Below are 14429 nucleotides of genomic sequence, written 5' to 3' on the forward strand. Positions count from 1 at the left end.
TCAGCCTATGCTCATCAGGCTGGCATTGCCGCCGGCCGCGGTGGTGTTGGTGCTGACTGCGCGTTCGGTGAGCAGTGCTTCGAGCGGATAATCGTCGGCCGGCGAGGAAACGCTGAAGACCGAGATCACAACCGGCGTTGCCTCGGCCAGCTCCCGGGCCAGACGGGTCAGGGCATCACCATCGCCTTCGAACAATACGACTGCCGTATCGCCATCGGAGACGATCAGGCCGCGCAATTCTGCGGGCAGGGTGTCGAGCACATCGGTAAACGGTGTGCCGGCGGCCAGCACAGCCCGGTTGCCGGTGGCGAAGGCGGCGCCGACCTGCAGCAGCAGGCCCGCTTGCGTGCGCGGTGCGCAGCGTACCGCGCCACGTGGCAGCAGCGCATAGATATTGCGCTCGCCGACCGGGCCGGCCAGTTCACTGGTGAAGCCGAGCGGGCTGCGTGCCACATAATCCCGGCAGCGCTCTGCCTCGGCGGTGAAACCCTGGCGCGTCAGCCAGTCGATATAGGCAGCAGCCGTGCTGTTGTTGCCCCGCCCCTTCATCGCAAGGGCCGGTGCTGACGCCAGCAGACGACGCAGATAGAGCGGTCCGCCGGCCTTGGGTCCCGTGCCGGACAGGCCATGACCGCCGAAGGGCTGTACGCCGACCACGGCACCGATGATGTTGCGGTTCACATAGAGATTGCCGGCGGCGATGCGCTGGGTGACATGGGCAATCGTCTCGTCGATGCGGCTGTGCAGACCGAAGGTGAGGCCGTAGCCCGATTCATTGATCTGGTCTATCAGCGCTTCGAGATCCTGGCGACGGTAACGCACCACATGCAGCACCGGGCCGAAAATCTCGGCCTTGAGGTCGGACAGCCTGTCCAGTTCGATCAGTGTCGGCGGCACGAAGGTGCCGTGACGCGTCTGCGGCGGCAGCGACAGCTGCTCGATGCGGCATTTCTTCGCCCGCATGGTCTCGATATGCGCAAGGATGGTCTGCTGTGCCGCCGGCGTGATCACCGGGCCGACATCGACCGACAGGCGATCCGGTGAACCGATGGCAAGCTCAGCCATCGCGCCCTTCAGCATCGTCAGCACATGATCGGCGACATCCTCCTGCAGGCAGAGAATGCGCAGGGCCGAACAGCGCTGGCCGGCGGAATCAAAGGCCGAAGCCAGCACATCGGCCACGACCTGCTCGGGCAGCGCCGAGGAATCGACGATCATCGCATTCAGGCCACCGGTTTCGGCGATCAGCGGGATCGGCCTGCCCTCCGGGCTCAGGCGCTGCACCAGCTGTTTCTGGATCAGGCGCGCCACCTCGGTGGAACCGGTGAACATCACGCCGCGCGTGCGGCTGTCATCCACCAGCGCCGCGCCGATGCGGCCATCGCCGGGCAGCAGTTGCACGGCACCGGGCGGCACGCCGGCCTCATGCAGAATCCGCACCATCTGTGCGGCAATCAGCGGCGTTTCCTCGGCCGGCTTGGCCAGCACAACATTGCCGGCCGCCAGCGCGGCGGCCACCTGGCCAGTGAAGATGGCCAGCGGGAAATTCCACGGACTGATGCAGACCACAGGCCCAAGCGGGCGATGCGTGTCGCCGGAGAATTCCGCTGCCACCGTTTCGGCATAGTAGCGCAGGAAATCGACTGCCTCGCGCACCTCGCCGATGGCGTTTGGCAGCGACTTGCCGGCCTCGCGCACGATCAGGCCGAGCAGTAGCGGCATGCGCGCTTCCAGCAGGTCGGCCGCACGCTGCAGGCACTGCGCCCGCTCCGCCGGCGGCGTGGACTGCCAGATCGGCGCAGCAGCCACGGCGCCATCGATGGCTTGCGCGGCCTGCGCCGGCGTCGCCTCGATCACATGGCCGACAGTGTCGTTGCGATTGGCCGGATTACGCAGGGCCTGACTGTCGCCACCTTCCGCGGGACCATCCGCCAGCAGTGGCATCGCCCGCCAGGTCTGGTCAGCGCTGGAGAGCAAAGCGGCCGACAGCGAGGCAAGGCGCTGTTCGTTCGACAGATCTATACCGACGGAGTTGCGGCGTTTGCCCAGGATGTCCTGCGGCAGCGCGATCTTCGGATGCGACGCGCCAAGCGGCTGGATCGCCTTCGCCGTCTCCACCGGATCGGCGATCAGGCGGTCGAGCGGGATATCGTTGTCGGCAATCTGGTTGACGAAGGAGGTGTTGGCGCCGTTTTCCAGCAGGCGACGTACCAGATAGGCCAGCAGCGTCTCATGCGTGCCGACCGGCGCGTAGATGCGGCACGGTCGGTTGAGTTTCTCGCGACCGACCACTTCCTCATAGAGCGGCTCACCCATGCCATGCAGACACTGGAATTCATACTGGCCGGAGTAATAGTTCTCGCCCGCCATGGCATGGATGGTGGCGAGCGTCTGTGCATTATGGGTGGCGAATTGCGGGAAGACCGCATCGGGGGCCGCCAGCAATTTGCGCGCGCAGGCCAGATACGACACATCGGTATGCACCTTGCGTGTATAGACCGGAAAGCCCTCCAGGCCGTCGACCTGGGCGCGCTTGATCTCGCTGTCCCAATAGGCACCCTTCACCAGCCGCACCATCAGGCGGTGGTCGCTGCGGCGGCCGAGATCGATGACCCAGTCGAGCACGAAGGGCGCGCGCTTCTGATAGGCCTGCACGACAAAGCCGATGCCGTTCCAGCCGGCCAGTTCAGGGTCGAAACAGAGCGCTTCCAGCAGATCGAGCGAGAGTTCCAGCCGGTCGGCCTCCTCGGCATCGATGTTGAGACCGATGTCGTAGCGCCGCGCCAGCAGGGTGAGCGCCTTGAGCCGCGGCAACAGTTCGGCCTTCACACGTTCGAGGTTGGCGCGGTTGTAGCGCGGGTGCAGCGCCGAAAGTTTCACCGAGATGCCGGGGCCGTCGTAAATGCCGCGCTTCGCCGCCGCCTTGCCGATGGCATGGATCGCCTGTTCGTAGTCGGCATAGTAGCGCTGCGCATCCGTCGCGGTAGCCGCCGCCTCGCCCAGCATATCGTAGGAATAGCGGAAGCCCTGGGCTTCCCATTTGCGGCTGTTGGCCAGCGCCTCGGCAATCGTCTGGCCGGTGACGAACTGCTCGCCCATCATGCGCATGGCGATGTCGACCCCCTTGCGGATCAGCGGTTCGCCGCCCCTGGCGATCAACTTGGTCAGCGCGCCCGACAGCGACCTGCCGCTGCTGGTGGAGGTCAGGCGGCCGGTGATGAGAAGTCCCCAGGTGGCGGCATTGACGAACAGCGACGGGCTGTGGCCCAGATGCGCTTCCCAGTCGCCGACGCCGATCTTGTCGCGGATCAGCGCATCGCGCGTGGCGCGATCAGGGATGCGCAGCAATGCCTCGGCCAGGCACATCAGGGCGACGCCCTCCTGGCTGGACAGCGAGTATTCGTGGATCAGGCCCTCGACGCCGCCGGACTGGCTTTTGGCGCGCAGGGTCTCGACCAGCTTGCGTGCCAGATCGCGCGCGGCAGTGGTCACCGGCCTGGGCAGGCTCGCCTCGGCGATCAGCAGCGGCAGGCATTCCGGCTCCGGCCGGCGATAGGCCGCGGTGATCTTGGCGCGCAGCACGCTCTGCGGCTGCACGGTCTGGGCAAATTCCAGGAAGGGCGACTGCGGAGCTTCGGACGTCGCCGGCGCATCGGACAGATCGAGGATCGCCTTGCCCTCGCTGAACAGGTCGTCCAGCGCATCGCCGCGTTCGACCCGGTCCAGCACCGAGAAAATCGCCTGCTTGATCAGCCAGTGCGGCGAACGGCCGATGCCATCGGCGGCCCGTTTCAGCCGGGCCTTGAGATCCTCATCGATTTTCACGCCGATTGTGGTGACTGCCATGCCCGCCTCGCCTGCGACTCAGGCTTCTCCGAAGCCTCGGTGGCGCCGACCATTCAATAAAAGGCGCAACCTCGTCAACCAAAAAGGCGCAACCTTTATAAATATATGAATTCTAATATATATTATGAGTATTGACCGGCATGGCGCTCTTCGGCACTGGTTGATCAGGGGAGGAACAACAATGGTTTGGCGTCTGGACGAGACCATCGCAATCCGCAACGAGGCGCATTTCGGCGACCGCGTGATGCGCTGCTTCGTCGAGCGGGCGGCCCACAGCTATGACATTTTCGCCCGCACGCTGGCGCAGTATCCCGATAACGAAGCCCTGGTTGCCGGCGATGTCCGGCTGACCTACCGGCAGCTTGCTGCCGCGTCCGATGCGATCGCTGCCGGCCTCGCTGCGGCCGGGGTGAAACCCGGCGACCGCGTCGGCATGCTGCTGGGCAACCGTATCGAATTCGTGTCCACCCTGCTGGCCTGCCTGCGGCTCGGCGCCGTCTGCGTGCCGCTCGGCACCCGGCTGCAGACGCCGGAGATCGCCTATATCCTCGACCATGCCGGCGCCAGCGTGCTGGTGCATGAGGCCGAACTGGCCGCACGCCTGCCCGCGGCCGCCGATCTGCCAAAGCTGCACCACCAGTATTCTGCTGGCGGCAGCAGCGCAGGATCGCAGGATTTCGACAGCCTGCGCCGGGCCGCCGCACCGCCGGCCATCGCCACACCGGACGAGGAAGACACCGCCGTCATCCTCTATACCTCGGGCACCACCGGCCGGCCGAAAGGCGCCATGCTGGCGCATGTCAACATCGTGCATTCGGCGCTGCATTTTCAGTATTGCATGGGGCTGGGGCCGGACGACCGCTCGCTGCTGGCGGTGCCGGCCAGCCATGTCACCGGACTCATCGCGATCATCGTGACGGCCTGGCAGGGCGGCGGCGCGGTGATCATGGTGCCGGAATTCAAGGCGCGCGATTTCCTGCCGCTGGCGGCGAAGGAAAAGCTGACCCACACCATCATGGTGCCGGCGATGTACAATCTCTGCCTGCTGCAGCCGGATTTCGACCGGCACGATCTCTCCCGCTGGCGCGTCGGCGGCTATGGCGGCGCACCGATGCCGCAGGCCACCATCGCGGCACTGGCGCAGAAACTGCCGCAGCTCGGCCTGATGAATGCCTATGGCGCCACCGAGACCACCTCGCCCACCACCATGATGCCGCCGGCGATGAGCGCCACGCATTCGGACAGCGTCGGCCTCGAAGCGCCGTGCGCCGAGGTGATCGTGGTCGATGCCGATGGCCGCGAAGTGCCGCCGGGCGAGACCGGCGAACTCTGGATCCGCGGCCCCATGGTGGTGCCGGGCTACTGGGAGAATGCGGACGCCACGCGGCAGAACTTCACCGCCGGCTTCTGGCATTCGGGCGATATCGGCTCGATCGACGCCGATGGCTTCGTGCGGGTGTTCGACCGCGTCAAGGACATGATCAACCGCGGCGGCTACAAGATCTTCTCGGTCGAGGTCGAGAATGTGCTGAGTCACCATCCCGGCGTGCTGGAAAGCGCCATCATCGCCCGGCCCTGCCCGGTGCTGGGCGAGCGGGTGCATGCCTTTGTCGCCCGCAAGGATGCCAGCCTGACCGAGGCCACGCTGAAGAATTTCTGCGCCAGCCGGCTGGCCGACTACAAGGTGCCGGAAACCTTCACCCTGCTGGACGAGCCGCTGCCGCGCAATGCCAACGGCAAACTGCTGAAACGGGTGCTCCGCGACAGCCTGCCAGCGGCCTGAGCCGGGTGGCTTCGACCTGGAATCAAAAAGGCCGGTCAGACAGTTAAGTCATTGACCGGCCTTTAGAATTTGGGGCGAGGAACGGGACTTGAACCCGCGACCCCCAGAGCCACAATCTGGTGCTCTAACCAACTGAGCTACCCCCGCCACAGGAAGCCGCTTATTAACCGCACTGCCGGGCGGGGTCAAGCCATTGTCGCCGCCGGACCCGGCTGGGGCCCGCTCCGGCGTCGATTTTGCGAGTCGAAAACTTTGGCCGCGATTTCAGTATCTTGTGCGGAAATACGGGGTCCGCTAAGACAACAGTATGAGTGGCTTCTGGCTGATCATGGGGGCAATGCTGATCGGCGTGCCCGGCGCGACCTTCATTGTGCTGCAGCTCATCGCGCAGCACAAAAAACAGGTCATGGCCTATGAGTGGAGTTCGGCCGAGGTGGTGCGGCGCGGCCAGCGCCTAGACGAGCTGGAAAAACTGAGCAAAACCGCCCAGCAGAAGATCAACGAGCTGACCCGGCAGAAATTCGAGCTGGAAGCGCAGATCGCCAAGCTGGAAAAACTGGCCAGCGAGGCGGTGGCGCAGGAAACCAACACCAAGACCTTCAGCATCGGCATCTACAATTCGGAAGTGCGCCGCGCCCATATGATGGGTGAGAAGCATCGCCAGCTCGACGACAAATGGGGCGAGATCAACTATCTCGAACTGAACGCCACCGGCGAAGACGAGGTCCGGCGCACCATCATGCGCAAATTCCCGCCCGAGCGCGGCTTCGTCATTGAGTCGGTGCAGGTGGTGAAAAAGTAACGCCCGCCGTATTGAGGCGCGATGCCTCGACGCCGATTTCCAGCCCGGTCTCGTTATCGATCTCGCCGCGCGGCGCCACCGGCCAGAACCAGCTTTTCTCCGGCGCCGGCAGCGACACATCCAGCACCGCGCTTTCGCTCAGCACCACCTCGCCGGCCCGGTTGCGCCAGATTCGCCGCGCATCGGCCACCAGCCCGACCGGGCAATCGAAGCCGAGCAGGCCATGCAGATGCGCCTGCAGGATGGCACGGCCGAAAGTTTCGGCAGCCTGCACCGTTAGGCCCTGGCGCTGCACATAGTCCATCGGCAGCAGCGGCAGCTGCGACAGCAGGTTGAGCGACAGCACGCAATCCGGCGGCACCGGATCGAGATCGCGCATCGCCTCGATGGACGGAATCGGCAGCGGCATGCCGAGCCGCCATTCCGACAGCGGCCCGACGATGCCGGTGACATCGGCCAGTCGCAGCTCGACATTCGGCCAGCGCTTCACCGCCGCCCTCGCCTGCGGCAGCAGGGCGATGTCGAAGACCAGGACATGCCTGAACAGCGCGCTGAGTTCGGCCAGCGGCAGATCGGCCAGCGTGCCGGCCCCGAGCAGCCAGAGCGTGTCGCGGCGGCGGCAGGCGCCGACCGTCATCAGGGCGAAATCGCGGGTGTTGGCTTCATGCTCGGCCCATTCGCGGGCCCAGCGCCGGCGCCGCGACCACAGGCTGACGGCGGCCTTGGCATAGCCGAGCTGGCGCGCCGGGCGCGTCGCCTGTGTTCCAGCCCAGATCAGCAGCTCCGCCAGCATGGGCGGTATTCTACTTATTCGGCAGCAGATTTCACCGGCCCGGATGTTCCTTTGGGCGGTGCAACGCCGAACCGCGCCCTGACCTGTTCGGGCGTGTAATAGCCGCGCTCGATATCGCGGGCGATCTCGGCCGGATCGCGCTTTGCCGGATCGCCATAGCCGCCGCCGCCCGGCGTGGAAACGCGCAGCCGGTCGCCGACCCTGATCTCGATATCCTGATCTTTGGAGAGATGCGGCGGCACATAGATGCGGGTGCCGTCGGGCTGCGCGGTTTCGATGGCGACGGTATTGAGGCCGCCGTCCTCGCCGCCCAGCACGCCGCGCGGTCCGGTGCGGCCATGGTCCATCACCATCGAGGCACGCGCTTCGCCGCGGCGCAGACGGATGGTGTAGTTGACGCCGAAGCCGCCGCGATGCTGGCCGGCGCCGCCGGAGCCCTCATGCAGCGAATACTCCTCGAACAGCACCGGGTAATACTGCTCCATCACCTCGATCGGCGTGGTCTTGGAAATGCCGATGGTGGAGCAGCCGTTGCTGATGCCGTCGCCGCCATGCCAGCCGCCATAGCCGCCGCCGGAAATCACATACATGACGTAGGAGCGGTCGCGCTTGGGGTCGTAACCGCCGAGCGCCAGATTGCCCGAGGTGCCGGCCGGCGCCGCGAAAAGCCGGTCCGGCATCGCCTGCACCAGGGCATTGAACACGGCTTCCGCGATGCGCTGGCTCACCTCCGCCGCGCAACCCGAAACCGGGCGCGGATATTTTGCATAAAGGAATGTGCCGTGCGGATCGGTGATCTTCAGCGGCTCGAAGGTGCCGGCATTGATCGGCACATCGGGGAAGATATGCTTCACCGCCAGGTAGATGGAGGAATAGGTGGTGGCGATCACGCTGTTCATGGGCCCACGACAGGGCGGGCTGGAACCTGTCATGTCGAAATGCAGCTCCTCGCCCGTCTTGGTCACCTTCATCCTGATCAGCAGCGGTTCGTCCACCACGCCATCGGAATCCACCACCGCCTCGCCCTGGTAGACGCCGTCCGGGATCGTGCGGATACGGGCGCGCATCTGCTGGCTGGCACGCTGCTTCAGCTCCTCGATGGCCTGTTCGACTACGTCGGCGCCATAGCGGTCGAGCAAGGCGGTCAGACGCTTCTCGCCGATGGTGAGTGCTGCCGCCTGCGCCTTGATGTCGCCGATACGCTGGTCGGCGATGCGGATGTTGCTGAGAATGATGGAGAGGATTTCCTGGTCCAGCACGCCTTCCTTGTAGAGCTTGACCGGCGGCAGCCGCAGGCCTTCCTGCTCCACCTCGGTGGCATTGGCCGAGAAACCGCCCGGCACCATACCGCCGATATCGGGCCAGTGGCCGGTATTGGAGAGCCAGGAAAACAGCCGGCCTCTGTAGAAGAAGGGTTTGACGAAGCGCACATCCATCAGATGCGTGCCGCCCAGATAGGGATCGTTGACGATATAGACGTCGCCCGGCCTGGGCTTGAGCATCGGCGTGTTGCGCGCCCGCTCGATCACCGCCTGGGTCGAGAATTGCATGGTGCCGACGAAAACCGGCAGGCCGAGCTCGCCCTGCGCGATCAGTTCCCCGGTTTCACCATGATAAATGCCGTCCGAGCGGTCGAGCGCCTCGGAGATCACCGGCGAAAAGGCGGCGCGACAGAAAGCCAGGTCCATCTCGTTGCAGACCTGCTGCAACCCGTTCTGGATGACGACCAATGTTACTGGATCAATGGGCGTGACAGGATCAATGGGTTTTTTCGCCATATCCGTTACTCCGCAGTCACGGCAACGATCAGGTTGCCGAGTGTGTCGACATGCACGCGATTGCCCGGATCGATCACCACGGTGGTGTCGAGCTGTTCCAGGATCGCCGGGCCGGTAAAGTCGGCGCCGCGCGGCAGCCGCTCACGGTCATACACCGGCGTCTCCTGCCAGCCGCCGGCGTCGTACCAGACCTTGCGGCTGCCCTTCTTCGCACCGGCGACATCCTTTGCCGGCTCAGCCGCCAGCAGCCGGTCGAGCGACAGGCGCGGCCGGCGACCGATCACAGCCGTATGGAGATTGACCAGCACCGCGCGGATTTCCGGCAGTTCGACCTCAAACCGCTGCCAGTAGGCGGCCTCGAAAGCCTTCTGCAGCGCGTCGCGGCCGATATTGGGATCGCCGACCGCCACGGTCAGCAGATGGCTCTGGCCCTGAAACTGCATGTCGGCGCTGTGCAGCACCTGCACCTCTTCCACCTCGACGCCGTCGCGCGCCAGCGTCGCCCTGCCCTCGGCGATCTGGTCGGCCAGCACCTTGGCCACCAGGCCGTCTTCCAGCACCGACAGCGGCTTGTTCACCGTCTTCACGTAGTCATGCCGCAAATCTGCCACCACGCAGCCGAGCGCATTGGTGATGCCCGGCCGCGCCGGAATCAGCAGTTTGGGAATCCCGAGTTCGCGCGCCAGCGCGGCGGCATGCAGCGGCCCGGCACCGCCGAAGGCGAACAGCGCGAAGTCGCGCGGATCGTGGCCACGGCTGAGCGAGACCATGCGGATGGCGCCGGCCATCTTGTCGTTGGCGATGCGCAGGATGGCGGCGGCGGCCTCGTCGGTGCCGATCCCCAGCGGCTGGCCCACATCGCGGTCGATGGCGGTTTTCACATCCTGCAGCGACACCTTGCTGTCGACCGCCAGCAGCCCCTCGGGATTGAGCCGGCCGAGTACCAGGTTGGCGTCGGTGATGGTCGGCCGTGTGCCGCCGCGGCCGTAGCAGATCGGGCCCGGCCGGGCACCGGCGCTTTCCGGGCCGACCTGCAGCATGCCGGCCTCGTTGATGAAGGCGATCGAGCCGCCGCCGGCGCCGATGGTATGCACATCCACCATCGGCACATGGATCGGCATGGCATATTCGAGTTCCAGCTCGGACGACACCTGCGGCACGCCATCCTGGATCAGGCCGACATCCGAGGATGTGCCGCCCATATCGTAGGTGATCACATTGGGCAGGCCGGCGGCGCGCGCGGTATAGGCCGCTGCCATCACGCCGGACGCCGGACCGGACATCACGGTATTCACCGCGGCTTCGGAGACGATGCCTGCGGCAATCGTGCCGCCGTTGCCCTGCATCACCAGCAGGTCACGGCCGAAACCTTTGCCCTTCAGCTCGCCGTTCAGCCGCTCGATATAACGGTGCAGCACCGGCTGCACGGAGGCATTCACGCAGGCCGTGGTGCCGCGTTCGTATTCGCGGTATTCCGACAGCAGCTGGTGCCCGGCGGTGATATAGCGGTTCGGCCAGACCTCGGCGGCGATCTGCAGCGCGCGCTTTTCGTGGCTGGGATTGATGTAGCTGTGCAGGAAATGGATCACCAGCGCCTCGCAGCCGGCGGCCTTCAGCTGTTCGGCGGCCTGGCGCACGGCGGCTTCATCCAGCGCAATGACCACGTCGCCATCGGCATCCATGCGCTCGGGCACTTCCAGGCGCCACTGGCGCGGTACCAGCGGTTCGAAGCTGCCGGTCAGGCCATAGGCCTGCGGCCGGGTGCGACGGCCGAGTTCGAGACTGTCGCGGAAGCCCTTGGTGGTGATCAGACCGATCTTCGCCACCTTGCGCTCGAGCAGTGCATTGGTGGTCGTCGTCGTGCCATGCACGATCATGTCGGTCTGGTCGAGGGCGATGCCGCCCTTCTCCAGCGCCGCGAGCACGCCGAAAGCCTGGTTGTCCAGCGTGGTCGGCACTTTCGCCAGCGCCACCCTGCCCAGCTGCGGTTCGATGCCAATCAGGTCGGTGAACGTGCCGCCGACATCGATTCCGACAATCCAGCCCATACTCCGAAACTCCTTAAACCGACAGATACTGCTCGCGCACCGCCGCATCGGCGGCGAGCTCGGCCATGGTGCCCGAATAGCGGATGCGGCCCTTCTCGATGATATAGGCGCGATCCGCCACCATCTGGGCGAAATGCAGGTTCTGCTCCGACAGCAGCACGCAGAGCCCTTCGGCCTTGAGCTGAAGAATGGTGCGTGCCATCTGCTCGACAATCACCGGCGCCAGCCCTTCGGAAGGTTCGTCCAGCAGGATCAGGCGCGGATTGCCCATCAGCGTGCGGGCGATGGTGAGCATCTGCTGCTCGCCGCCCGACATGCGGCCACCGGGGCGGTCCTTCATGCGGCCGAGATTGGGAAACAGCTCAAACAGCCGATCGGGCGTCCAGGTCGGCGCGCCGTCGCGCGGCTTTTGCCGGCCGACTTCCAGATTTTCCATCACGGTGAGATCGGTGAAGATACGGCGATCTTCCGGCACATAGCCCAGGCCCAGCCGCGCAATGCGGTGCGGCGACTGGCGATCGATGCGGCTGCCATCGAAACTGATCGTGCCACTTTCGGCCGGAACCAGACCGATCACCGATTTCATCGTGGTCGATTTGCCGGCGCCGTTGCGGCCCAGCAGAACCACCACCTCGCCGGCTTCGGCCTGCAGCGCGATGTCGGCCAAAATATGGGCGCGGCCGTAGTAAGTGTGAAGGCCCTCGACAGTCAGCATATCAGTGGCCCTCAACGGCTGCGTAAGTCGCGCCCGAACCGAGATACACCGCCTGCACTTCCGGGTTGGCGCGCACCTCCTCAGGCGAACCCTCGGCGATCAGCCGGCCGCGATTGAGCACGATGATGCGGTCGGCCTGGGCGAAGACCACGTCCATGTCATGCTCGGTGAACAGCACGGCGATGTTGTCCTGCCGCGCCAGCCTGGCGGTCAGGCCCATCAGCGCGATGCGTTCGTTCGGTGCCATGCCAGCCGTCGGCTCGTCCATCAGCAGCAGCCCGGGCTGGTTGGCCAGCGCCACCGCCAGCTCAACGCGCTTGAGATCGCCATAGGCCAGGATGCCGCAGGGCCGCTCGCTCTGGTCGGCCATGCCGACGCGCTCAAGCAGCGCCATTGCCTCATCGCGATACATCTCGGTGGCCGGGCGCCAGAAGGATATCAGGCGGTTGTGGTGTGACAGCAACGCCATCTGGATATTCTCGCGCACCGTCATCGAGTTGAACGTCGCCGTGATCTGGAAGGTGCGGCCGACACCGAGGCGCCAGATGTCGCGCGGCGCCATGCCGATCAGGCTGCGCCCGAGCAGGGTGATGCTGCCGCCATCGGGCCGCAGCTGGCCGTTCAGCATGTTGAAGCAGGTGCTCTTGCCGGCGCCGTTCGGGCCGATCAGCGCCAGCAATTCGCCGGCGGCGACGCTGAAGCCGACATCCTGCACGGCCTGCACACCGCCGAAGGATTTGCACAGACCGCTGACTGCGAGCACCGTCATGACACGGCCTCCCGGCTGCGCATTACCCCGACACGGGTGGCCATCTGTTTCAGGAAGCCGGCGATGCCCTGCGGGAAGGCCAGCACAATGACCAGGATGGTGAGGCCGAGGATGGCACGCCAGTATTCGGTGTTGCGCGCGATCGAATCCTGCAGCCAGGTGAAGACAGCGGCGCCGGCAACCGGACCGGTCAGCGTCTGCACGCCGCCGAGCAGCACCATCACCAGGCCGTCGACCGAGCGCGACACCGCCAGCGTCTCCGGCGAGATACTGCCCTTGGAAAAGGCATACAGGCCGCCGGCCAGGCCGGCAAAGGCGCCGGCGAGCGTGAAGCCGAACCACTGGTAACGCCGCACATCGATACCGATGGCATCGGCGCGCAGCGCGGAATCACGGCCGGCGCGGAGCACATAGCCGAAGGGTGCATGCACCACGCGCCAGAGGAACAGCACGCCGCCAATGCAGAGCAGCAGGGCGAAATAATAGAAAGTCGTGCGGTTCTTCAGCCATTCGCTCGGCCACAGGCCGATCAGGCCGTTCGAGCCGCCAGTGAAGGCATCCCACTGGTAGATCACCGACCAGGCGATCTGGGCGAAGGCCAGCGTCAGCATGGCGAGATAGACGCCGCTGAGCCGCACGCAGAACCAGCCGAAGACCAGCGCGCCGAGGCCGCCGGCCAGCGGCGCCGCCAGCAGTGCCAGTTCCATCGGCAGTTTCAGCTTGAGCAGGGCCAGCGCGGCGCCGTAGCAGCCGAGTCCGAAATAGGCGGCATGACCGAAGGACACCATGCCCGACGGCCCCATCAGGAAATGCAGCGTGACGGCGAACAGCGAGAAGACCGCAATGTCGATCATCAGCACCAGCAGGTAGTCGTCGCCGCCGAGCGGCATCAGGCCGAGCAGCACGACCAGGCCGAGCGCGGTGAGCCAGAAAGCCTGGTTGAGGGGATAGAGCGGCGGCTCCACGGTAAAGGCGCCGCGCTGGGCGCCCTGCTGCTTGCCGAGCAGGCCCCAGGGCCGCACCACCAGCACGACGGCCATGATGACGAATTCGACCACCAGGGTGAATTTGCTGAAGGAGAAGACGGTGCCGAACACGGTGACGTCCCCCAGACCGATGCAGAAGGCTTTCGCCTGGGCGATCAGCAATGCCGCAAGGAAGGCACCACCGATCGAACCCATGCCACCGACCACGACGACGACGAAGGCATCGGAGATCACGGTGATATCCAGCATCAGCTGGGCCGGTTCGCGCGGCAACTGCACGGCGCCGCCCAGCCCTGCCAGGAAAGCGCCGAGGAAGAACACGCCGGTGAAGAGACCGCTCTGGTTGACGCCGAGCGCGCCGACCATCTCGCGATCCTGGGTGGCGGCACGCACCAGCGTGCCCCAGCGCGTCCGGTTCATCAAAAGCCAGAGCAGGCCGAGAACCGCCGGGCCGATGGCGATCAGCATCAGGTCGTATTGCGGAAAGCGCTTGCCGAAGATTTCAACGGCGCCGCGCAGGCCGGCGGCGCGCGGACCGACCAGGTCCTCGGCGCCCCAGATGTAAAGTGCGGCATCCTTGATGACGAGAACGAGGGCGAAGGTGGCGAGCAGCTGGAACAGCTCCGGCGCACGATAGATACGGCGCAGCACCACCACCTCGATGACCACGCCGATCAGGCCGACGCAGAGCGCCGCCATCAGCACGCCACCCCAGAAGCCAAAAACCGAGCTGCGGCCAAAGAATTCCACCAGCGTATAGGCTAGGTAGACCCCCAGCATGTAGAGCGAGCCGTGGGCGAAATTCACGATCCGGCTGACGCCGAAGATGATCGACAGTCCGGCGGCCACCAGGAACAGCGACGAGGCGCCGGCAAGGCCGTTCATGAACTGGATGGCAATATTGGACAG

Annotated in this window: 9 protein-coding genes and 1 tRNA gene; 2 read left to right on the forward strand and 8 right to left on the reverse strand. The window is 65.5% G+C overall.

The window, feature by feature from the left end:
- Nucleotides 1–3846 carry a trifunctional transcriptional regulator/proline dehydrogenase/L-glutamate gamma-semialdehyde dehydrogenase gene (putA, locus tag OJJ21_RS19470; RefSeq protein ID WP_297688972.1) on the reverse strand — a complete coding sequence of 1282 codons (3846 nt, stop codon included), beginning with the start codon at nucleotides 3844–3846 and terminating at the stop codon, nucleotides 1–3.
- Between the two features lie 181 nt (nucleotides 3847–4027).
- Here putA and OJJ21_RS19475 point away from each other — a divergent pair, with 181 nt between their 5' ends.
- Complete coding sequence (locus OJJ21_RS19475) at nucleotides 4028–5629, forward strand: class I adenylate-forming enzyme family protein (RefSeq protein WP_297688974.1); 1602 nt, start codon at nucleotides 4028–4030, stop codon at nucleotides 5627–5629.
- A 70-nt stretch (nucleotides 5630–5699) separates the two neighbouring features.
- Here OJJ21_RS19475 and OJJ21_RS19480 read toward each other — a convergent pair.
- Nucleotides 5700–5776 (reverse strand) — tRNA-His (locus OJJ21_RS19480).
- Nucleotides 5777–5936: 160 nt separating this feature from the next.
- Here OJJ21_RS19480 and OJJ21_RS19485 point away from each other — a divergent pair.
- Nucleotides 5937–6431, forward strand: coding sequence for a hypothetical protein (locus OJJ21_RS19485; RefSeq protein ID WP_297688976.1), 495 nt, complete (start codon nucleotides 5937–5939; stop codon nucleotides 6429–6431).
- Here the strand turns inward: OJJ21_RS19485 and OJJ21_RS19490 are convergent.
- From OJJ21_RS19490 to OJJ21_RS19515, 6 genes are all read right to left on the reverse strand, one after another.
- Complete coding sequence (locus OJJ21_RS19490; RefSeq protein WP_297688978.1) at nucleotides 6400–7224, reverse strand: hypothetical protein; 825 nt, start codon at nucleotides 7222–7224, stop codon at nucleotides 6400–6402. The two genes, OJJ21_RS19485 and OJJ21_RS19490, sit on opposite strands and share 32 nt — an antisense overlap.
- Nucleotides 7225–7238: 14 nt before the next feature.
- Nucleotides 7239–9002 carry a hydantoinase B/oxoprolinase family protein gene (locus OJJ21_RS19495; protein WP_297688980.1) on the reverse strand — a complete coding sequence of 588 codons (1764 nt, stop codon included), beginning with the start codon at nucleotides 9000–9002 and terminating at the stop codon, nucleotides 7239–7241.
- A gap of 5 nt (nucleotides 9003–9007) precedes the next feature.
- Entirely contained in the window at nucleotides 9008–11050 is a 2043-nt protein-coding gene (locus OJJ21_RS19500; RefSeq protein WP_297688982.1) for a hydantoinase/oxoprolinase family protein, read from the reverse strand.
- 13 nt (nucleotides 11051–11063) lie between these two features.
- Nucleotides 11064–11765 (reverse strand): ABC transporter ATP-binding protein, encoded by a 702-nt coding sequence (locus OJJ21_RS19505; protein ID WP_297688984.1) that lies wholly within the window; start codon nucleotides 11763–11765, stop codon nucleotides 11064–11066.
- 1 nt (nucleotide 11766) lies between these two features.
- On the reverse strand, nucleotides 11767–12534 hold the full coding sequence (locus OJJ21_RS19510) for an ABC transporter ATP-binding protein (RefSeq protein WP_297688985.1): 768 nt from the start codon (nucleotides 12532–12534) through the stop codon (nucleotides 11767–11769).
- Nucleotides 12531–14429, reverse strand: a 1899-nt coding sequence (locus tag OJJ21_RS19515; RefSeq protein WP_297688987.1) for an ABC transporter permease, incomplete at its 5' end; no start/stop codon positions are given. The genes OJJ21_RS19510 and OJJ21_RS19515, both read right to left, overlap by 4 nt.

Source organism: Ferrovibrio sp. (assembly GCF_025869515.1).
Classification (GTDB): Bacteria; Pseudomonadota; Alphaproteobacteria; order Ferrovibrionales; family Ferrovibrionaceae; genus Ferrovibrio.